25 protein-coding genes are annotated in these 19,685 nt (G+C 36.2%); all 25 read right to left on the bottom strand.

Features of this window, described 5'->3' with window-relative positions; all coding sequences use genetic code 11:
* Positions 1-16: 16 nt before the first annotated feature.
* Entirely contained in the window at positions 17-2,335 is a 2,319-nt protein-coding gene (locus tag DZ60_RS0104305) for a glycosyltransferase (protein ID WP_025740768.1), read from the bottom strand.
* The gene (locus DZ60_RS0104300; protein WP_034228646.1) at positions 2,332-3,402 is read right to left on the bottom strand and encodes a glycoside hydrolase family 130 protein; all 1,071 of its coding nucleotides are present in this window, start codon (positions 3,400-3,402) and stop codon (positions 2,332-2,334) included. Before DZ60_RS0104300 ends, DZ60_RS0104305 begins: the two co-directional genes overlap by 4 nt.
* 10 nt (positions 3,403-3,412) lie before the next feature.
* Complete coding sequence (locus DZ60_RS0104295; protein WP_025740765.1) at positions 3,413-3,763, bottom strand: phosphomannose isomerase type II C-terminal cupin domain; 351 nt, start codon at positions 3,761-3,763, stop codon at positions 3,413-3,415.
* The gene (locus tag DZ60_RS0104290; protein ID WP_025740764.1) at positions 3,760-4,749 is read right to left on the bottom strand and encodes an ATP-dependent 6-phosphofructokinase; all 990 of its coding nucleotides are present in this window, start codon (positions 4,747-4,749) and stop codon (positions 3,760-3,762) included. The genes DZ60_RS0104295 and DZ60_RS0104290 overlap by 4 nt, the downstream gene beginning before the upstream one ends.
* Positions 4,736-5,656: an alpha/beta fold hydrolase gene (locus DZ60_RS0104285; RefSeq protein WP_025740762.1), complete on the bottom strand. Its 921-nt coding sequence runs from the start codon at positions 5,654-5,656 to the stop codon at positions 4,736-4,738. Before DZ60_RS0104285 ends, DZ60_RS0104290 begins: the two co-directional genes overlap by 14 nt.
* 6 nt (positions 5,657-5,662) lie before the next feature.
* Entirely contained in the window at positions 5,663-7,012 is a 1,350-nt protein-coding gene (locus DZ60_RS0104280; RefSeq protein ID WP_025740760.1) for a dicarboxylate/amino acid:cation symporter, read from the bottom strand.
* Between the two features lie 11 nt (positions 7,013-7,023).
* A complete protein-coding gene (locus DZ60_RS0104275) occupies positions 7,024-8,085 on the bottom strand; it encodes a class I fructose-bisphosphate aldolase (RefSeq protein WP_025740758.1) in 1,062 nt (353 codons plus the stop codon).
* A gap of 27 nt (positions 8,086-8,112) precedes the next feature.
* A complete protein-coding gene (locus tag DZ60_RS0104270) occupies positions 8,113-8,730 on the bottom strand; it encodes a class I SAM-dependent methyltransferase (RefSeq protein WP_025740757.1) in 618 nt (205 codons plus the stop codon).
* A 10-nt stretch (positions 8,731-8,740) separates the two neighbouring features.
* A complete protein-coding gene (locus tag DZ60_RS0104265) occupies positions 8,741-9,754 on the bottom strand; it encodes a type II glyceraldehyde-3-phosphate dehydrogenase (protein WP_025740756.1) in 1,014 nt (337 codons plus the stop codon).
* Complete coding sequence (nhaA, locus tag DZ60_RS0104260) at positions 9,751-11,091, bottom strand: Na+/H+ antiporter NhaA (RefSeq protein ID WP_034228643.1); 1,341 nt, start codon at positions 11,089-11,091, stop codon at positions 9,751-9,753. Before nhaA ends, DZ60_RS0104265 begins: the two co-directional genes overlap by 4 nt.
* Entirely contained in the window at positions 11,091-12,485 is a 1,395-nt protein-coding gene (locus DZ60_RS0104255) for an NAD(P)/FAD-dependent oxidoreductase (protein WP_025740753.1), read from the bottom strand. Before DZ60_RS0104255 ends, nhaA begins: the two co-directional genes overlap by 1 nt.
* 33 nt (positions 12,486-12,518) lie before the next feature.
* Positions 12,519-12,980, bottom strand: coding sequence for a universal stress protein (locus tag DZ60_RS0104250; RefSeq protein ID WP_025740751.1), 462 nt, complete (start codon positions 12,978-12,980; stop codon positions 12,519-12,521).
* Between the two features lie 28 nt (positions 12,981-13,008).
* Positions 13,009-13,527 (bottom strand): hypothetical protein, encoded by a 519-nt coding sequence (locus DZ60_RS24005; RefSeq protein ID WP_152537361.1) that lies wholly within the window; start codon positions 13,525-13,527, stop codon positions 13,009-13,011.
* A gap of 11 nt (positions 13,528-13,538) precedes the next feature.
* On the bottom strand, positions 13,539-14,138 hold the full coding sequence (locus DZ60_RS0104240; protein ID WP_241448712.1) for a lycopene cyclase domain-containing protein: 600 nt from the start codon (positions 14,136-14,138) through the stop codon (positions 13,539-13,541).
* A gap of 121 nt (positions 14,139-14,259) precedes the next feature.
* Entirely contained in the window at positions 14,260-14,538 is a 279-nt protein-coding gene (locus DZ60_RS0104235; RefSeq protein WP_025740745.1) for a DUF5676 family membrane protein, read from the bottom strand.
* 16 nt (positions 14,539-14,554) lie between these two features.
* On the bottom strand, positions 14,555-14,773 hold the full coding sequence (locus tag DZ60_RS0104230; RefSeq protein WP_025740743.1) for an SHOCT domain-containing protein: 219 nt from the start codon (positions 14,771-14,773) through the stop codon (positions 14,555-14,557).
* A 22-nt stretch (positions 14,774-14,795) separates the two neighbouring features.
* Positions 14,796-15,011, bottom strand: coding sequence for a heavy-metal-associated domain-containing protein (locus tag DZ60_RS0104225; RefSeq protein WP_025740741.1), 216 nt, complete (start codon positions 15,009-15,011; stop codon positions 14,796-14,798).
* A 12-nt stretch (positions 15,012-15,023) separates the two neighbouring features.
* Positions 15,024-15,332, bottom strand: a complete 309-nt coding sequence (locus DZ60_RS0104220; RefSeq protein ID WP_241448711.1) for a hypothetical protein — start codon at positions 15,330-15,332, stop codon at positions 15,024-15,026.
* Positions 15,304-15,591 carry a hypothetical protein gene (locus DZ60_RS0104215; RefSeq protein WP_025740738.1) on the bottom strand — a complete coding sequence of 96 codons (288 nt, stop codon included), beginning with the start codon at positions 15,589-15,591 and terminating at the stop codon, positions 15,304-15,306. Before DZ60_RS0104215 ends, DZ60_RS0104220 begins: the two co-directional genes overlap by 29 nt.
* A gap of 95 nt (positions 15,592-15,686) precedes the next feature.
* Positions 15,687-15,992, bottom strand: coding sequence for a hypothetical protein (locus DZ60_RS0104210; protein ID WP_034228690.1), 306 nt, complete (start codon positions 15,990-15,992; stop codon positions 15,687-15,689).
* Positions 15,993-16,014: 22 nt separating this feature from the next.
* Positions 16,015-17,202 (bottom strand): porin family protein, encoded by a 1,188-nt coding sequence (locus DZ60_RS0104205; RefSeq protein ID WP_025740734.1) that lies wholly within the window; start codon positions 17,200-17,202, stop codon positions 16,015-16,017.
* Entirely contained in the window at positions 17,199-17,630 is a 432-nt protein-coding gene (locus DZ60_RS0104200) for a c-type cytochrome (RefSeq protein WP_025740733.1), read from the bottom strand. The genes DZ60_RS0104205 and DZ60_RS0104200 overlap by 4 nt, the downstream gene beginning before the upstream one ends.
* Positions 17,631-17,652: 22 nt before the next feature.
* The gene (locus tag DZ60_RS0104195; protein WP_025740732.1) at positions 17,653-18,255 is read right to left on the bottom strand and encodes a WG repeat-containing protein; all 603 of its coding nucleotides are present in this window, start codon (positions 18,253-18,255) and stop codon (positions 17,653-17,655) included.
* Between the two features lie 71 nt (positions 18,256-18,326).
* On the bottom strand, positions 18,327-18,908 hold the full coding sequence (locus tag DZ60_RS0104190) for a helix-turn-helix domain-containing protein (protein WP_025740730.1): 582 nt from the start codon (positions 18,906-18,908) through the stop codon (positions 18,327-18,329).
* Between the two features lie 182 nt (positions 18,909-19,090).
* The gene (locus DZ60_RS0104185; RefSeq protein ID WP_025740728.1) at positions 19,091-19,513 is read right to left on the bottom strand and encodes an HYC_CC_PP family protein; all 423 of its coding nucleotides are present in this window, start codon (positions 19,511-19,513) and stop codon (positions 19,091-19,093) included.
* Between the last annotated feature and the right edge of the window lie 172 nt (positions 19,514-19,685).

Genomic DNA, 19,685 nt, shown 5'->3' with positions numbered 1-19,685 from the left:
ACATTTCTTGTTATTTTTAAACTTTGACCGATGTGCTTTTCTTGGACGATATCTTTGACAATGTCTTAAAACCAATTCCTTCTTTTAACTTTAAATCTGATTTAGTTTCTTTAAGACCCACCTCCAAAGGGTAATTCTCAACAACTAAACGCGCCATTAAGTAGCACAAACTGGATTCTGCACCTTGATTTATATTAATATTATCTTCTTCGAGACCATCATAACAAGCGCCATTAACAGGATTGTACATAATTTGTTTGAGATGGTTATTGCCTAAAAACCAACTAAATGCGGTATGAAGCTGTTTGGCGTATTTCTTTTTATGGGTAACTCTATAAAACAGGTCCAATGAAAGAATGGTATAAGCCACCTCAATGGGTTGTTCACCATGAAAGGTACGTTTGTTTCTTTTGTGAAACCATCCGTCATTAGAAATGACTTTAATTTGTCCTTTCATAAAATATTGTGACAATAAAAAGTCAAAAGTAGTTTCGGCAACGTCCTTGTATTTTTTATTTTTTGTGATAAGCCACGCATATAAAAGTGCTTCTGGTAATATACTATTGGCATAGGTCAGGTAATCTTCAAACCATTCCCATTTTTTATCACTGGTAATATTAAAAATGCGCAAGAGCTCTTCGGCCAATGTATCTGCTAACTGATTATATTGGGTTTTAGGCTCATTTTCTTGATAATAATAAAGTCCTTTTAATATAAAGCTAATGGCTCGTGGGGAATTAAAATCTGCTACATTTTGTATGACGTTCTTAAAACAGTTTTCTGCTTTGGCTACTAAACTTTTTGGTAGGTTTTCCGTATCAGACAACACATAGCCAAGCGCCCAAATGGCTCTGCCATTGGAATCTTCCAGGTTCACTTCGGTATTCTGAACAGTAAATTGCCCTTCAAAATCCACATAATTATAGAACAGTCCATCGTCCTGTTGGCAAAACACAATGAAATCCATATAAATTTCAATGAGTCGCAGGACTTTGTCCGTTCTTTTTTGCTTATAATACATAAGCATTGCTATTAGCGCCCTCGCATTATCATCAAGCGTATAACCAAAAGACGTGTCCGGGACACTAAAATTTGAAAATTGAAGCATCCCAAAGTCAGTAGTCATGTCTTCAATATGGTCTGTTTTTATGGGTGGCAAACTAAAATCCAAAGAATCATTGTGTTGCAAATAATCCTGAAAAATATCGGAATAGGAAATGGCTACATTTTCCCAACTAAAAGCACGCATTTTAAGAAAGGCGTTTTTTCCCATGGATGTTGCTATTAGCGGTTGTTCCAGCAAATCGATAACAGCGTTACTAATTTCTATGGGATCTTCAAAATCATTCAATAGAATACCAGTACTGGGATCAAGACATTCTTTGGAATGGGGAATAGGTGTGGATATAACCGGGTTTCCGCAACTCATGGCGTAAGCAAAAGTACCACTAACGGCCTGGTTGGGGTCTTTAGATGAAAATAAGTAAACATCGGATAAGGATAGGTATTCCAGCAACCTGGTAAGTTCCAAATATTCGTTTATAAAAATGACATGGTCCTTAATGCCCAAGTTATCGACTATTTTTAAAAGCGTATCTCTATATGTTTCGCCTTCTCTCTTTAGTATTTCAGGATGTGTTTTGCCTAAAACCAGATAAACTGTGTTAGGGAATTTTTGGAGTATTTTTGGCAATGCACGGAGTGCTGTTTCTATATTTTTATTCTCACTTAATAAACCAAATGTAGATAGCACATTTTTATTTTGAAAGCCATATTTATTTTTAAGACGTTGTTTTTCTTTCCACAGCACAATATGGGTGCCATGGGGTATGACAGCTATTTTGTTAGTATCAATATGATAATCAATTTCTAGTATTTCTGCGGATTTGTTTGTGAGTACAATCAGTTTCTCGGAAAGATCATCCAACGCCTGCATTATTTTAGTTCTTTTTTTATCAGGATTGGGAAGAACCGTATGAAACACACAAGAGATTGGGATGTCTAACTTAAGAAGGAAAGCCACTAAATGGCTACCGTAGTCACCTCCAAACAGCCCAAACTCGTGTTGTACACAAACCATCCCAATATCGTCCCTTTCATTTAACTTATTAGCTACTTTGAAAAAGGAACTTAACTCTTGGGCATCTATTTTATATGTAACTTCTTCTGGATAATCATTAGCGTCGCAGCACTCATTTTCTAGTGCACACACCTCGATTTGCATTGTAGTACCAAAGCCTTTTTTTAGGGATGTAATTAAATCTTGTGAAAAAGTAGCAATTCCGCACTCGCGTGGAGGATATGAGCAAACGAATAAAATTTTATGATTTTTCATGATATAGCTGTTTTTTTTAATTCATTTAATAATGCTTTCAGGCTTACTTTGGCTACAGCCGTATGCTTGTCGGCCGCTCCATAATAGATATGGAGGTCGTCCCCGAACAATGCCGTACCTGTTGGGAACACCACGTGGTTTACTACACCTTTCAGTTCCCACTCCTCTACCGGGGAAAATAGGGGATAGGGCAATCGTCCAATTACTTTTGAGGGGTCATCAATATCCAGTAATGCAGCGGCGGCGTGATAGGTCTTTCCAACGTGGGTTTCACAAACTCCGTGGTATATCATCAGCCAACCATCTTTTGTTTGTATGGGAGGGCATCCGGCACCGAGATAATTCACTTCAAAATCAAATAGGGGATCCATGAGGATATGATCATGAAGGTTCTTTATATGATCTTCCCAAAACTCTTTGGTAAGGTCTTCCCATTTTTCAAACTGTACTATTTGTATTCCTGGCCATATACGGTGGAGCATTACAAATTTACCATTGATTTTTTTTGGGAATAAGACAATGTCCTTATCCCTCAGATACCTATGTTTTTCATCTACCAATCCAATTTGTGCAAACAAGTTGTAGTAATAATAATACTTAGGATTCAATCTTTCCTGATTACAATGCTCCAAATGGTATTTATATTCATTGTAGGTAATGAACGGTGTGATTATCCCCTTTTTCTCAAAATGTTTCAGGTCTTTTGAAGTTGCCAAAGCACCCATGGCATTGATGCCGTCATAAGCTGTATAAGTTAAATAATAGATATCTTCAATTTTAACAATACGAGCATCTTCCACACCATGTTTTTCATAATCAAAATCACGAGTTATTAACGGGCTTGATTTCCTTTCTATGAGATCTAAATGCTCATTGGTTTTGGCATATCCAATGGTGGAGTAATTGCCATCTTCCACCGCACGGTAAAAGATATGCACCTCTTCACCTTCTTGAAATATTCCAGGGTTTAAAACCCCATTGCTCTCAAATTTCAATTTAGTGGGACTGAGCAGTATCCCTTTTTTCTCTATGGGTATTCTGGTATTAATTTGATGTGTATGTTCCATATTGTAATATTTATTTGGGGTCTTCCCTGTTGTATTTGTCCTTTAGCCTGACAATATCGTTTTCATCAAAATTTCCAAAAGAAATTTCAAGGATACTTACCGAAGAATCAGATGTTTTTATTTGATGTACGGTTTCCTTCGGGATAAAAAAATCGTCCCCTTTCCGGCCAACTTTTATTTTGTCGCCAATTACGAAACTTCCCGTTCCATCCATTACTCTCCAGAATTCCTCCCTGTTATGGTGAAACTGTAGGCTTAGCTCTTCGTTTGGATTGACCGTAAGTATTTTTACGGTGCTTATTTCATTATGGGTAAAGCGTTCAAAGTTTCCCCAAGGTCTTTCCTCTGTGTATGTTTTCATTTTTCTCGTTTTTGTTTACCAAATAGTTCTAAAAGTTCTTTCAACTCTTTATTTACTTCATGCTGTTTGACCACTTCTTCAAAAGAAGTAAAGTGTAATTGATTGTTTAAAACACCAGCCATTACGTTGCTTCTACCTTGTAAAAGGGCGTTTACAGCAGCAACGCCGAGCCTAATGCCCAACATTCTATCTAAAGCAGAAGGATTTCCACCTCGTTGTACGTGGCCAAGCTTGGTAATACGTAAATCGACATTGGGATTGACTTCCTTTATTTTTGAAGAAACGAGTTCGGCACCTATTTCATCGCCTTCAGAAACTACGATTAGAAAAGCATCCTCACTGTCGTAATTTTTTACTTTATCCAATAGATACATAAAGTCCGTATCGCTTTCTGGAATTAGTATGGCATCCGCACCAACCATTAGTCCTGAATGAATGCCGATGTAACCTGAATCCCGTCCCATTACTTCCACAATAAATACCCGATTGTGAGATTCGGCAGTATCCCTTATTTTATCAATATTTTCAATGGCTGTGTTTACTGCGGAATCAAAACCAAGGGTATAATCCGTACCTGAGATATCATTATCTATAGTGCCAGGAATGCCTATGAACGGAATGTTGCATATTTCTGAAAAAGCGAGTAGTCCTTTAAATGTGCCATCACCACCAATGGCAATCAACGCATCTATTTTGTTTGCGTTTAGGGTTTGCAAGGCTTTTTTTCGACCTTCCAATTCCAGAAAACGTTTGCTTCTTGCGGTCTTTAGGATAGTGCCTCCTTTTTGGGTCAGTTTTTGTAATTCGTGCGACTTTAATTGAACCAAGTCACCGTCTATCAATCCTTCATATCCTTTTCGAAAACCACTTACTTTTATACCATTTACTTCCGGAGATTTTGTAATAGCGTATAATGCAGCGTTCATTCCCGGACTATCACCTCCAGAGGTAAATACACCTATATGTTTTATTTTATTTGTGCTCATTTGATATTGTTTTTTGTAATTTTTTATCTGAAACAGAAAAATCTTGAATTGTATCCCATACAAATTCTGCTTCTTTTAGAAAGAACTGATGGTCACCCTCCGTAGAGATAGCAGTTTTTACGTTTGTAAATACCCTCGACAAGTCTATGGCATTCTTGAGTGGTGCGGTAGTGTCTTTTGCTCCGTGGATGAAAAGCACTTTTCTATCTCTAATCTTTCTTGCAATCCTGTATAAATCTGTTTTTAGAATTACCCTCGTAAGCGAATAATAATAGCTCTGCCAATGATGTTTTTTTGCATCTTCATAAACATCATCCGTGAGGTTGTCTGGTTTAAATGCACGCGACATAAAAATGGGATGAATCATACAGATGTATTTAGAGAATTTGCTTGTTGATATCCTATCCACAAAGGAATGTGAGGACATAACTTTCTTAAATTCATCTGCATCCTTATAAACAGGTATTCCAATAAAAATGCCTGCTTTGAACCAATTTGAGTGTTTTTCCAATAGGGCCATTGAAATTATAGCACCCATTGAATGCCCTCCTATAATCGTTCTTCCATCATTGAATCCTTCTTTTTGTAAAACCAATTCTAAAGCTTTTAGTTGAACTGAAAGCGAATAATCATTTTGTGGTTTAGGTGAATCACCAAAACCCAGAAGGTCTATTAATAGCAAAGTGTGTGTATTTGAAATACTTTCTAAATTGCGTTTCCAATAATTCAGCGAGCCTGTTAAACCGTGCAATAAAACGAGTTTACTTCTTCCAGAACCTACTATTTCATAATTTAAGAGTGTTTTGTTGGCATCATAATCTGGGTGCTTAACAATCTTATAATGTTGATATCCTGCTATAGCGACAACAGGAAAAATGAACAATATGGATATTAGAAGTAATGTCATATTTGGTTATTTAAAGTTAACATCAGTTTTATCCTTAATTAAGACTGGGGCTTTCCCATAAAACCTATTAAAAACCATACAAGCTGTAAGGTCACCCGTTACGTTTACAGCAGTCCTGAACATTCCGAGTAATCTTTCTACACCAATAATAATGATGATGCCTTCGGCTGGTATACCGACACTTCCCAAAACAGAAGCGAGTATCACCACACCACCTCCTGGAATTGCAGGTGTGCCAATGGAAGCAGCAACGATGGTAACGATGACCACAATAATGTTTAGTAAACTCATTTCCAATCCATAGGCTTGAGCTATGAATAGAGTGGTTATGGTTTGATAGAGTGCTGTTCCATCCATATTGACGGTGGCGCCTATGGGAATGATAAAATTGCTAATAGTCTTGTCTACTTTTAGTTCTTCCTCGGCTGTTTGAAGAGAAAGTGGCATCACAGCAGCAGAGCTTGTGGTTGAAAAAGCCAATAATTGAACATCCCTTATTTTTTTAAGGAAATGCATAGGGTTTGCTTTTCCCAGAAGAACAATCAGCCCTAAATAGAAAATTACCAAAAACAACAGACCAAGCAGGACAACAACTACATAGTAGGTAAGACCAGATAGAGAACTCAAACCAACACTAGAGGTAAGCTGCGCCATAAGACCAAAAACGGCAATAGGCACTAGAAGCATTGACCATTTTACCACCGTCATACAGACTTCCTGAATAGCACTTAAAAGAAGCTTTACTGGGCGCAGTAAAGCATTTTCAAGAGATAGCACAGCTACACCAATAATGATTGTGAAAATCACAATACTTAACATTTCACCACTTACCATTGATGCCAGAGGATTTTCAGGAAGCAGGTTAGAAATGGCATCTGGAATCGTTTCGATTCCGAAGGATAGTTCAGCACTTTCACTATTGGTTGCGGTTACATCGTTATGTTCTACTAAAGATTGTTGATGTAGAAAACGTCCAGGTTTGAATAGTTGTGATAGTATAACTCCGAGACTAACCGAAACTATGGTAGTGCCCAGAAAATATAATAATACGCCACCACCTAATTTCTTTAGACTATCCTTATCATTACTGGCGATTCCTGTGATGATGGAAGCCACAATCAATGGAATCATAATCATCTGTACCAATTTTAGAAATAAGACACCAGGTAATGCCAACCAGTTACCTAGAACATCTGCAGTTTCTTTCGTTATCCAGCCATTTTGTGGACTCAATAGCAGACCAAATCCAACACCCAAGAATAGGGCAATGATAACTTTTAGCCATAGACGACTTTCTACCAGTTTTAAAAGGTAGTGATTGAGTGATTTAAGTGATTTTATCTCCGTATCAAACATTTTTTGTTTTGTTAAGCAATATTAATTTTTGAATCCAAATAAACACTTTGTACCAACCTCAATAGCTCTACTCCTTCACCAAAAGGCCTTTGGAAAGCCTTTCTTCCTAATATTAGTCCTGAGCCTCCTGCACGCTTATTAACTACTGCTGTTGTAATAGCTTCGGTTAAATCCGATTCACCTTTGGAACCGCCTCCTGAATTTATCAGTCCTATTTTACCCATATAGCAATTTGCGACTTGTAATCTGCACAGGTCAATAGGGTGGTCGGTAGTGAGGGTTTTATACATATCATCATCATATTTTCCGAAGCCTATCTCTTTAAAACCAAAGTTGTTTACAGGTAACTTTTGCTTAATGATATCTGCTTGAATAGTTACACCCAAATGATTTGCTTGCCCTGTAACATCAGCAGCTGCGTGATAATCTTCTTTTTTAGTTTTAAAAGCTTCATTTCGGGTATAGCACCATAGGATGGTGGCCATTCCCAAATTATGTGCTTCTTCAAAAGCTTCGGCTATTTCCTTAAGCTGTTTGTTACTTTCCTGTGAGCCAAAATAAATCGTAGCTCCTACGGCAATTGCTCCCATATCCCAAGCCGATTTTACCTTTCCGAATAGCGTTTGGTCATATTTATTGGGATAGGTAAGCAGCTCATTATGGTTAATCTTTACGATAAAAGGTATTTTATGGGCATATTTTCGCGCATTCAGTCCCAAAACACCAAAGGTGGAAGCCACACCATTACAACCTGCCTCAATGGCGAGTTTTATGATATTTTCCGGGTCAAAATAATCCGGATTTTTATAGAATGAGAAAGTAGCACTATGCTCAATGCCTTGGTCTACAGGAAGGATGCTCAAGTAGCCTGAGCCACCAAGATTTCCGTGGTTGTATAATTGGTTAAGGCTTCTAAGTACCTGTGGATTTCTGTTACTATTTGTAAAAACCTTATCAAGATTTTTATCACTTGGTGTCTGCAATTCATCTTTTGTTATTTTTTCACAAATATGATTCAAGTAGAAATCAGCTTTTTCACCAAGGTTTTGTATTATGTTTTCATATGTACTCATAATTCTATTTTTTATAGCTTCCTTATATTAATTTTCATTTTTCACATAGAAGTATTTTACAATATCCTTCCATAGTTCAGTTACCTTAACATCGTTGAAACCAGCTTTTATTAAATTCTGTTTGGTTTTACGATTAATGTTAGCGCCCATAATATTTAGTGGTATGAAATTGAACCAATCCATTAGTTTGCCTAACACTTTACCATTACTTCTAACGTGTTCCAACATAATAAGCTGGCCATTTGGCTTTAGCACTCTTTTAATCTCTTTTAAACCTTTTACAGGATCTGGAACAGAACAGAATACACAACTTGTAATCACGGTATCGAAAGTGTTATCTTCAAAGTCCATATTTTGCACATCCATTTCAAGGAAATTGATTTTGAGCGGACTATTCTGATACTTTGCTTTGGCTTTTTCAAGCATTTTTTTACTAAAATCAATTGCAGTTATGTCAATATTTTCGGGATAAAAAGGAATGTTTTTGCCCGTTCCAACGCCAACCTCCAAGGTTTTACCAGTTGCTTGTGACACTATCTCCTTTCGCCATTTAGCAAAACCACTTGTTCCCATTGGTCTTTCTAATGAGTCAAAATATTTGGCTATTCTGTTGTAGCGATTTTTTATTTTTCTATTGTTGGACATTCGTATTTCTTTATGCAATAGATAAGCTTTGATTTGTTTTCAAGATGGATTTAGCCCCATCTGTTTCAATTCCTGTAAGTGCCCTAATAGCATCGATAGTTTCAGGGATAACAATGGCCTGGTTATCGACCACGTATGCATAAAAAAGTTCGTCTCCCTGTACTTTAAGCATATCTTCCCAAAGAGCCACTTCGTACATATCGCCCCACGGTCTTCCCATATCCAAGAACATTTCTTTAATGGTATTGTTTGAAACTAGACCTTGGTCATATTGAATTAGTTTAATACGGTTAGATGTTTTAAGGGCGTTAAGCACTTCCTCTTTTGTGGCTTGTCTTTTCAACTTCACATTCCAATAGTGCATATGGCTTAAGGTTTCAGGTACTTTTACTGCAGAAGTGACGACATCTAAATCAGAATCAACAGTTTGGGCATCGGGTCCTTGATGACTGGGAATATCTCTTTCGGGAACCATTGTGTTCATAATACCGCCCAAATGACTTTCCCAAGGGTCTGTAGCCCTTCTTAAAAGTGTTCCCCTTGCATAGTCTAATAAATCAGCTCTTTTTAAAGCGGTCAAGGTTCTTAAAATAGACGTGGTATTACAAGAAACAACTCTTGTAGCATCCAAGTTTATAGCTGATTGATAATTATTTTCGGCACTAAAGGAATGCCCTGTGGTTTTGTGTTTTTCGCCTCCTTGAACAATAAATTTTATGCCTTTTGCTTTATAGATTTCTACATTTTTAGCGGCTATGTTTTTTGGCGTACAGTCCACTACCAAATCAGCTTTTTTCAAAAGTTCCTGCATACTTCCTTTTACTGAAATTCCTTCAGACTTCATTTTATCAGCTGCTTCTTCAGTGGCTGCGTAGATATCATACTCTTTTCTAACGGCGTTTTGTATGCGCCAATCGCTTATGATATCGCAAACACCTGTTAGTTCCATATCATCCTGTAGTGCAATTGCATCAGCAACCCTTTTACCAATGACACCATATCCTATTACTGCTATTTTTTTCATTGTTTTACTATTTTATTTGTTATTATTTTTTTTGAACTTTTAATTAAAATGATTGAACCGATTATTCCTGCAATAAGAGAGGAAAACAGAATGCCGATTTTTGCCGTATAAATGAATTCTTCATTTACAAAAGCCAATTCATTGATGAACAAAGACATTGTGAATCCGATTCCTGCCAGAAAGGCGACACCATATAGTTGATTCCAATTTACTGCATCGGGTAATTTGGCTAGTTTTAAAGCCACAAGTAGCCTTGAAATTGATACAATGCCAATGGACTTTCCTAAAACTAATCCTGCGCCAATACCTAAACTAATGGGATTGAGTAAAACCTGACCAACTTCACCGTGCAAGTGAATCCCTGCATTTGCCAACGCAAAAAGAGGCAGCACTAAAAAGCTAACAATAGGATTTAATGCTTTTTCTAGCTTTTGAAGAGGTGTTTCTGCTTGGGAACTTGTTGACTTGATTTCTTCCAGTATTTCGAGTTGCTCACTAGAAATGAGTGCTCCTTTTACTGGTTTTATTTTCGTAAAACGTGAATGAAGCGTACTTAAACGTTTTAGAAAAGTATCTTCCTTAATTTTTACACGTCCTGGAATAGCAATAGCTGTCAGTATACCGGCAATAGTAGGATGAACTCCAGAGAAAAAGAAAGCCAACCATACACCACCTATCCCTATAATGGCATAAAACCAAGTTTTTCTGACGCCTGCATAATTGCCAATTATCAATAAGCCGAAGAAAAGTAGTGCGTGGAACAAATCCATTGTTGAAATGCCCGATGTATAAAAGAGCGCTATCACCAAGACACCTCCCAAGTCATCAACGATTGCAAGCGTTACCAAAAATACGCGCAGAGCTACGGGTAAACGCTTTCCAAAAAGTGCCAATACACCCAAAGAAAATGCAATATCTGTTGCCATAGGAATGCCCCAGCCTTGAGAAGCTTCACCTGTGGTATTAAATAGAAAATAAATAAAGGCAGGAAAAACCATGCCACCTACGGCAGCCCCAATAGGAAGTACAGCATTTTGAAGAGTTGAAAGCTTTCCGCCCAATATTTCTCTTTTTAATTCTAGTCCTACTTGAAGGAAGAACAATGCCATCAGCCCATCGTTAATCCAAAGTAACAGCGGTTCAGTAATTTCAAAACGGCCTATGGTAAATGAGATGTTAGTTTTCATTAAACCGCGGTAGATTTCTTGCCAAGGTGAATTGGCCCATACCATTGCAATGATGACCGCAATGAGAAGTACAATACCTGTGTTGTTCAAGCCTTTTGAGGTAGCATTGAATACACTATGAATTCCACTATATGTTTTAGTTTTCAACATTATCGGGTTATATTTTCAACTTCTTCTTTATTATCTATTTTAAGTTTTGTTTGTTGACTAACGGTTTGTGGCTTAAAATTTCTAATAATCAGGCGGTTGCTCTTTTCATAAGTGAAATAGCTTACCGCCCAATTAAAACCAACCATCAATCTATTTCTAAATCCGCTTATGGATAATAAGTGTACAATTGACCATAAGAGCCAAGCGAAATAACCTGCAAATTTGAATTTGCCCAAATCAGCGACTGCCTTACGCTTTCCTACAGTAGCCAAGGAACCTTTATCTTTATAGTGAAAAGGTTCTATGTGTTTGTTTTTCATAAGCCTCAACAAGGATTCACCAAGATATTTGCCTTGTTGAATCGCTGTTTGAGCCACCTGTGGATGCCCTTTTGGTGTGTTTTCTGTAATCATAGCCGCTATGTCGCCTATGGCAAAAATGTTTTCAAAACCTTCTACTTTTAAATAGGAATCGGTTTTAATCCGGTTGCCTTTTACTACGTGTTTTTCTTCTACACCTTTTGGGAATTGACCTTTTACGCCAGCTGTCCAGATTAGGTTTTTTGCTAAAATTTTCTTTCCATTTTTTGTGGTAACCTGCGAGCCATCATAGTCACTTACCGACTCATTGAATAGTACTTTTACATTCAAGTCTTTCAAATACTTTAAAGTTTTTGATGATGCTTTGTCTGACATTGTGCTTAACAACTCCTCATTAGCTTCTATTAAGTAAATGTTCATAATGGAAGAAGGGTACTCTGGATAATCCTTCGGTAGAATGTATTTGCAAAATTCAGCCAAAGCTCCTGCCATTTCTACGCCAGCGGGACCACCTCCAACGATAACAAAATTTGTTAGGGCATCCCGTACATCATCATCGCAGGTAATGGCTGCTTGTTCCAGGTTTTGCAACATCATATGACGAATGTTCAGGGAATCGCGAATATCCTTCATTCCCAAACTGTTCTGGGCTACGGAATCCATTCCGAAAAAATTGGTGGTCGTACCAGTTGCAAGTACCAAATAGTCGAAGTGAACTTTTCCTTTTGAAGTTATTAGTGTATTTGATGAGGGTTGAATTTCCTCGACTTCGGCCAAACGGAACACTACATTTTTATAGCCCTTAAATTGTTTTCTAAATGGAAAAACAATGCTGTCAGGTTCCAAGGCACTTGTTGCCACTTGATAGAATAAGGGTTGAAATTGATGGAAGTTATTTTTATCGAACAACACAACTTGTACCTCTTTGTGTTTCAATTTTTCTATCAATGCCAGACCAGCAAATCCACCACCAATGATAACTACGCGAGGTAGATCAGAATCTGGAAGGCAGATATCATCCATTACCTTGCAGCTAGAGTTATTTGTGCTATTATTTGCGTGTTTGACATTCATATTTATTTTTTTATTATTGGTGTTGGCAATAGTTTACTTTACGCCCTTGTCTTTTACAATCATTACTGAACATTTGGCGTGTGTTGCCAAATACTGGGAAACAGAGCCTAATAGAAAGCGTGAAAATGCTCCCTGCCCTTGAGAGCCAACTACGATTAAATCGGCATCCCAATCTTCAGCTTTTTCGAGAATGGCACTTTTGGGCAGTCCACTAACAACATTTGTGGTTATGGTGAGTGCCTTGTTTTCAGCTTTGATTTTATCGGAAGCTTCTGAAACGATTTTGTTTCCCAATTTTTGAGCGTTACTTCTAATTTCTTCTATGTAATTTCCTGTCCTTCCGCCCATAGTATGCAACCCCAAACCGGTTGTTTTAGGATATTCATATACATTTATAATGTAGATTTCAGTATATGACGGTAATGTCATTTTATTGAGTTCATCTACAGCAGCTTTGCTAAATTCTGAACCGTCTATTGCTAACACTATTTTCATCATTTAAATGTTTTATCAATTATGTTTATTATGCTTTATTCTTACTTATAAAATCTTGGGCATCTTCTTTAGAAGCGAAATAAAAAACACTTCCGTTGCCTTTGTCCTGAACAATAACTGCCGAAGCTTTATCTACTTTTTTATCATTGAGTGGATTACTTCCGAAGCGGACATCATCTATATTTTTCTGTAATTTTTCAACACAACCTTGACAACACCCGAAGTAAGTTGTTCCATCTACATCTATAGGTATTTGTTTTACACCCATAAATCTGTCGTTTACCATACAGACTTTTTCATTTGGTACGATTTCATAAGTTACTTGAGAAGAAACAGTTGAATTCGTTTGAATGGGTTTTGTTTTTGTGACTGTTAGTGTTGCTGTTTCAGCCTTTTGTTTTTTCTTGTCGGAACATGAAATAAATATTAAGAAGGCTACTAGTAGGACTAGAATGCTAATGGACAGTTTTAATATTCTTCCGATTGGGTTTTCTGCCGTTAATACTATAGTTTTTTGGTTCTTTTGTTTGAATGATCTTTGTTTCATTTGTTTCATTTTTATTGATTATAAGTTTTATTTATGCTTATTAGTTTATGCCAATACAAATGCTCAAATAATCCCGACCAGTACATTCCAAAAGTGAATGCGAACAGCAATTCTTCTATTGGAATGCCCAAGAAAAGAATATGGGTTAGGTTGTCGAGATTCCAGTACAGCTCCACATATTGAGGATAAAACGGAAGAATACTTCCGAAATAAATGAAGTACAGTATGGTAAACAAGATTCCCCCAACCCAAATCTTTCCTTTCAAATCTGGGCGACAATAGAGTGTTGCCAATCCACCAATAAATAAGGCTATAATGCCACAATAAATATGGTTAAGTGAAGTAAATAGGGCAAGTGTAAGAAATACAAGCGCTGGTATAAAGAGAATATAAATATGCAATCGATGTCTTTGTTGACCACGCTCGCTATGCGGAATTTCAACGAGGCTTCGCTTAAAAATAAGGTTGTAAAGTACCGCACCAATCCCTCCAATAGCAAAAGAAAAAATAAGGCTCTCTATGTCGAAACCTGTTTTTTCTGTCAAATCGAACAGCGAAGGTGGAAACCAATATTCTGGAACAAATAAGGGCTCTGTTAACCCGAAAGGCATAGTGATGAGGCTCATTTTGAGCATTTCTTTTCTATGTCTTTTTTTTGACAAATAGATTGCCGCCCAGAGAGCGAGAATTATAAGTGACCATATAAACCAGACGTATTGCATCTTATCTTTTTTATTTTTTCACTTTTATTTGTGCATTGTAAAAGGCTCCAATACAAGCACCAATAAGCCATCCTATAATAAATGTTTGTACAATACCAAAGAACGCTTCCAATAGTGGTACATCCATTCTTATAATACTAGTAGTATCTAACCCGTGTAAAAGGCTATTAAAAAAAGATATTGTACCTTCTTGACCTGCCGTTGCCATTACAATCATACAGCCTATATAAATTAAGGCACCAGTAAGACCGAAGGCAAATCCTAGTTTTTTTACATTAAATCGATTCATAATTTCTAGTTTTTAATTAGTTGTTAGCGTTTAAAATCTTTTTTGACTCTTCATATTCCTCCTTGGATATCTCACCTTTTGCTAAACGCTTTTTTAAAATATCCAATGGGCTGTCTTTCTTTGTTTTTTGATATGGGATGTCTGCTGGGATAAAGAATATCCAAGCAATGAATGCTATCCATATAATCCACCATATTAGGTGCATGCCTCCAAAATGTCCGTCGTAAAAATGCATAATCTTTAATTTTTAGTTGTTATTAATTTATTTCTGTTATTGTATATCCGTTAAGTTTGCTGAGCTGTTTTTGCAATTCAGCAATTGAAAGGTTTTCCTTCATCTTAATGAGTGTAGCCCCTTTTGGTGCTAGAAAAATTTCTGCTTTTTCTATGTTGGGATGTGCTTCTAAGTTTTTCTTGACGCGTGAAACACATCCACCACAACTAATACCGTTTATTTGAAATTTTTGCTTCATTGTTTTAAGTATTTAGTGATGTTGATGCCCTTTGTGTTCTTTTTTTGTCTCAGCCGAAGATGTTCCTTCACCATGTTTATGATTATTCTGTTTTTCAGAATGGTTATGCCCTCCATGGCCATGTGAGCCATGAGGCATAAATAGGTGGATGGCGAACATGAAAATGATGAAAATGAAGAGGGATGAACCGTCTCCTATACCAAATGATGGCGCTAAAAAGATGAACAGTAGTGGTAGGCCACATCCGATGACCATCCATATCCAGTGATTTTTCATTGTCTCTTTTTTTAGATTAGTGATGTGAAGAATGGTCTTCTTCATTTGGTTGGGAACCCTCATCATTATTGTTCATCATATTTCCCGTCATTTTTTTGTTGCCCTGCATCATTTGCATGGCGTGATTATTGCCTCGCATAGTTGCCATGAATTCTGTCATGAAATCGTGGTTTTCTGAAATGGTTTTTATGATTTCACTCCGTGTTTCAGAATTTTCAAGCATTGCCTTTACATCAGTTTCTTGACTGCAACTGTTTAAGCTTAAAAGCCCAATCGCAGATAAAATAATTGCTAGTTTTTTCATAATATTTGTTTTTAGTTAAACATTCATTTGTAATTAATAATCACATTCCCAAAATCCATTTTAAACTATAGGTAAGGGAAATGTGTTATAAGCTATTAATTGGCAGATTTTAGAAATTCCAATATCTTATTACTTTCCTTTTCTGTTAAATTTGCCCGAACTCTCATATGTAAACTTATGGTCTCCCAATCAGTATCATTATAGTCTGCTGGTGAAGGTGCCAAATGACACCTGTTACAAGTTTCTCCCCATAATTGTGCGCCAGATTTTTCAATTTTAAATTCGTCTTCAACATCTGTAACAGCTGTATATTTATCCTTTGTAGAGGAACAGCTTACAATTACCGCCCCTGTTATAAGCAGCATTAAACCGATTAAAACTATTTTATATATTGTTTTCATGATTTCTGTATTTATATGTTTATTAGAATCCAATTGCCCAGTGTACAAAGAAGCCATTAGTTGTGCCACCACCATCATGACCACCAACAGCGTCGGTTGTCTGGTATGCCACTTTTATAACTGACCTCCAGGTTAGCCAATAGTTTAGCCCAAAGGCATATTGATCAGATTGTTCTTCCCATTCAGCGCCTTCCGGTGTATTGAGATTTGAATACCTACCAACGAGCTCTAACTTTTTCATGAAATCACTACTAGCCATTGTTGGACGATAGCTTATTTGGGCATAGAACGAGTTGCTTTTATTGTCGAAGGTATATTCCTCTTCATCTCCATCTTCATGAACTTCGGTAAAAGTAGCATCATCAATATTAGAATTATTGTATTGTCCTTTAATATCAATAAACCCTTTAATAGCAGGTATTTGTTTTATAAAAGCAAAATCGATTGCATATAAGAACGCACCAACATTTTCGTAATCTGAATCTCTAGCGCCAACTTTACTTGTTGAATATGTAGAAAAACCTATTTCAGTTGAAGAATCTGCAAAAGGTAATAACCCAATACGTCCTCCAAAAGCTTTACTGTTATTGTTGTCTTCAAAATTTTGAAACAATAGCATTCCTGCTTCTTCAGGTTCTTCACTGCCATCCTTTAGTCTTGGACCATTTGTAGAATACACAGAATAATTCAATTTTGGTCCTCCAAGATCAAAAGCGCCTCGAAGTTCTACGCCAATGCCAGAAGAAGGTGCAATACCATCATGTCCAAAACCCAATGGCCTTGTGGGAAGCCTGTTTATCCAAGCTGGGTGTAATCTTTCCATAAACGTACCAAATGGAAGCAGAAACTTACCAGCTCTAACGGTCATGTTTTTATTAAGCACATACATGACGTCAGCATATTCTAAACCAACTTCAAGCTCATTACCTTCTAATACAAACTCTAACTCTGCCTCGAACAGAAGCCTATCAGAATGTTTGAATAAAAAGATGGGTGCAAAGGCAGACCCTACATAAGATGATTCGGTTTCTTCATCATTACTTAATGTATTCAGACCTGTATGGCCATAACCTCTAATCATAAACTGAGTTTTACTTGGTTTAAAAGGTTCTGAGGTTCTTGTACTATCAGTATTAAAATCATTATATGTTTGGCTAAATGCCATTTGAGTAAATACAATGATTACTGTTATTAGAATTAGCTTTTTCATTGTTTAAGAGTTCTTAGATAATTAATAATTTCCCAACGCTTTTTTTCTGGAATCGATGTCTTATAAGAGGGCATGGGTGATCGTCCTTGTTCTATTTTCCAAAATATTGCACCGTCTGACTGCGACTGAAAAGTTGGGCTTGTCAAATCCGCTGGTTTTGGTGTTAACCCTGCTCCGCCCATACCATCTCCTTTACCTTTTGGCCCATGGCATACAAAGCACAACATCTTATACACTTTCTTACCTGAGGCTAGAGTTTTTGCATCTCCTTTTAAAGGATTTTGTATTTTATCTGCACTAGCAGGTGCTACCCATTTTTTTTGCTGTACAGCTTCGTATTCATTTTTGGGATTATGAGTAAAACTTACAAACAAGACATACATCAAGCTCGCAAAAATGCTACTCACTAAGATTTGTTTTGTTTTCATAATTATTGATTTTGTTAGTTGTTTAGTTTATTTTTTTAATCTGCCATTTATCGTCGTTTCCTTTTACAGCAACCAAATTGGTAGAAACAAGTTTTGATGTTATTGGCGGTGGATTTTTCCTTTTTGTGTATTTCGGGGAAATATGTATGGCTAGTTGACTTAAGTGGTCAATTGTAGTTCCAATACTATCTATAACCACTTCAAAATAATGATAATTGACAACGTCTTTTTTAAAAATATCATTATAGCCTATAATCTCTTTATGTACCGTTAGTGCTAGTGCCTTTCCTTCATTAAAATTAATGGCATTAAGGAATTGGGGTTTAATAATAGTTACCCCTTTTTTATTTATATATCCGTAGTATAGAACCCCATCCTTTTGATGAGTAATCAAACATCTATCGTTTTTAAAAATTGGATAGTTGGCGTTGTCTGTTTTGGTGAGTACCAAATCATCTCTAAAATCAACGATTAATTTTCCGTTTAGGTCAATAAAACCCCATTGGCTTCCTTTTTTTACAGATGCAACCTCGTTATGAAAAGGTGATATATAATCTAAGTTTTCTAGAGTTTGAGCTATTCCAAAATATGGAATAAGCAGTAATGTAATGACAAATTTTTTCATTTTTAGTTTGATTTAATTTGTTAAAATTAATGGTTGTACTAAACCTATATCTGCATAACTTTCGTTGTTTTTTATATAATTTCATCGTAGAAGCTTCGTTCCCAATCCTCAGTATTTTTATAGTCTGTCATGCTCATTCCTGTTTCTGCTTTGAATTGTCTTGACAAGTGGTTTACACTGCTATAGTCTAATAAGTAGCCTATATCAGAAAATGAATGCTGTTTTAGCTGAATGAGTTCCTTGACTTTTTCTATTTTTAATTTGATAAAGAACTTTTCAATAGTTATTTTTTCATTAGCAGAAAATAGTTTGCTTAACATTTTATAGTCACGGTGTAACGCTGAGGATAAGAGTTCTGAAGTCTTTACTTTTATGTGCAACGGTAATTCAGCAAGTTCTTCTATTAGAAGAATTTTAATTCTTTCAACTATCATTTCCTCTTCACTTTGAACTATTTCAAAACCATTAGCGTGAAGCACATTTGCCACGTTTTCGGTAATTGTATTGTCATTTTCATGAGGTGCTTCCACCAATAGCCTTCCTAACTCTAGTGAGAGTACTGTAATACCCAATTCATGCAGCTCCTGCTTTATTACCTTCAGACATCTACTGCAGACCATATTCTTAATCCAAAATTCTTTTGGCGAACTCATTATATAACTGGTATTGCCATTGCGCACTACGCTCAATAGTTTGTAAGGCATTGGCCTTACAGGTTTAATTTATTTGATAAATTATGTTGTTGGAAAACGAGTACAACAACGCTTAGCCAGAAGTAATTCTTTGGCTATAATTGAGTGTGCAGATTGATGCGTTCAATCTGCAAGGAAGAAAATCAAATTAAGTAAGTCTCGTGTAGAATATGTATCTCCTTGGATAGTAAGGGCGGCCTATACGCCTCAAAAGGAACTGTGTTTTTTTCTAGTCCTTCAAAAAGGTTGATATACGAGTAAATAAATGTATTTAAGAAAACTAAAGTGTCTACTTCTAAAATGGGATTTGATTTTTTAAAAGTATCACTAGCTTCTTTTAGAATAGTCTGATTGTCACAACAATCTTTTTCTTGTAAAGTGGAGCACTTTTTAAAAGGATTATCTTTTTTTTGAACCTTATCCTTACAGGCTTTAGCTTTACTGAAAAATGCCATATCTACTAATTTGTCACAGCAAAAATGCATGTTCACCGTAAAGGAAGTAGTTGACAACAATATAGATGCCGCCAAAAAGAAAGACAATATTTTAGTAAAAAATGTTTTCACATTGTAAAGTTAAGAAATTTTGTTTAACATTTGAAAAATTGATAAAATCAAATTAATATATTTAACACATTAAAAATCAGATATTTATGTTTGCAACCAATATTTTAATTATTCAAAAGTAATGTTAAAGGTTAAACAGAAATATGATATATATCATATTTTAGATTTTAAC

The sequence above is a fragment of the Aquimarina pacifica genome, assembly GCF_000520955.1.
GTDB lineage: Bacteria > Bacteroidota > Bacteroidia > Flavobacteriales > Flavobacteriaceae > Aquimarina > Aquimarina pacifica.
Note: the sequence above shows the minus strand (reverse complement) of the source record. Positions and strands in the feature narration are given on the sequence as shown.

Coding starts and splice junctions, on each gene's coding strand:
- DZ60_RS24005 (WP_152537361.1), bottom strand. CDS start 13,527: ATGAAACAAAGATCATTCAAACAAAAGAACCAAAAAACTATAGTATTA.
- DZ60_RS0104270 (WP_025740757.1), bottom strand. CDS start 8,730: ATGTCCAACAATAGAAAAATAAAAAATCGCTACAACAGAATAGCCAAA.
- DZ60_RS0104290 (WP_025740764.1), bottom strand. CDS start 4,749: ATGAGCACAAATAAAATAAAACATATAGGTGTATTTACCTCTGGAGGT.
- DZ60_RS0104295 (WP_025740765.1), bottom strand. CDS start 3,763: ATGAAAACATACACAGAGGAAAGACCTTGGGGAAACTTTGAACGCTTT.
- nhaA (WP_034228643.1), bottom strand. CDS start 11,091: ATGTTGAAAACTAAAACATATAGTGGAATTCATAGTGTATTCAATGCT.
- DZ60_RS0104215 (WP_025740738.1), bottom strand. CDS start 15,591: ATGAAAAAACTAGCAATTATTTTATCTGCGATTGGGCTTTTAAGCTTA.
- DZ60_RS0104280 (WP_025740760.1), bottom strand. CDS start 7,012: ATGTTTGATACGGAGATAAAATCACTTAAATCACTCAATCACTACCTT.
- DZ60_RS0104265 (WP_025740756.1), bottom strand. CDS start 9,754: ATGAAAAAAATAGCAGTAATAGGATATGGTGTCATTGGTAAAAGGGTT.
- DZ60_RS0104275 (WP_025740758.1), bottom strand. CDS start 8,085: ATGAGTACATATGAAAACATAATACAAAACCTTGGTGAAAAAGCTGAT.
- DZ60_RS0104285 (WP_025740762.1), bottom strand. CDS start 5,656: ATGACATTACTTCTAATATCCATATTGTTCATTTTTCCTGTTGTCGCT.
- DZ60_RS0104205 (WP_025740734.1), bottom strand. CDS start 17,202: ATGAAAAAGCTAATTCTAATAACAGTAATCATTGTATTTACTCAAATG.
- DZ60_RS0104190 (WP_025740730.1), bottom strand. CDS start 18,908: ATGAGTTCGCCAAAAGAATTTTGGATTAAGAATATGGTCTGCAGTAGA.
- DZ60_RS0104210 (WP_034228690.1), bottom strand. CDS start 15,992: ATGAAAACAATATATAAAATAGTTTTAATCGGTTTAATGCTGCTTATA.
- DZ60_RS0104200 (WP_025740733.1), bottom strand. CDS start 17,630: ATGAAAACAAAACAAATCTTAGTGAGTAGCATTTTTGCGAGCTTGATG.
- DZ60_RS0104195 (WP_025740732.1), bottom strand. CDS start 18,255: ATGAAAAAATTTGTCATTACATTACTGCTTATTCCATATTTTGGAATA.
- DZ60_RS0104250 (WP_025740751.1), bottom strand. CDS start 12,980: ATGAAAATAGTGTTAGCAATAGACGGTTCAGAATTTAGCAAAGCTGCT.
- DZ60_RS0104300 (WP_034228646.1), bottom strand. CDS start 3,402: ATGGAACATACACATCAAATTAATACCAGAATACCCATAGAGAAAAAA.
- DZ60_RS0104255 (WP_025740753.1), bottom strand. CDS start 12,485: ATGAATGTCAAACACGCAAATAATAGCACAAATAACTCTAGCTGCAAG.
- DZ60_RS0104220 (WP_241448711.1), bottom strand. CDS start 15,332: ATGAAGAAGACCATTCTTCACATCACTAATCTAAAAAAAGAGACAATG.
- DZ60_RS0104235 (WP_025740745.1), bottom strand. CDS start 14,538: ATGAATCGATTTAATGTAAAAAAACTAGGATTTGCCTTCGGTCTTACT.
- DZ60_RS0104230 (WP_025740743.1), bottom strand. CDS start 14,773: ATGCATTTTTACGACGGACATTTTGGAGGCATGCACCTAATATGGTGG.
- DZ60_RS0104305 (WP_025740768.1), bottom strand. CDS start 2,335: ATGAAAAATCATAAAATTTTATTCGTTTGCTCATATCCTCCACGCGAG.
- DZ60_RS0104240 (WP_241448712.1), bottom strand. CDS start 14,138: ATGCCTTTCGGGTTAACAGAGCCCTTATTTGTTCCAGAATATTGGTTT.
- DZ60_RS0104225 (WP_025740741.1), bottom strand. CDS start 15,011: ATGAAGCAAAAATTTCAAATAAACGGTATTAGTTGTGGTGGATGTGTT.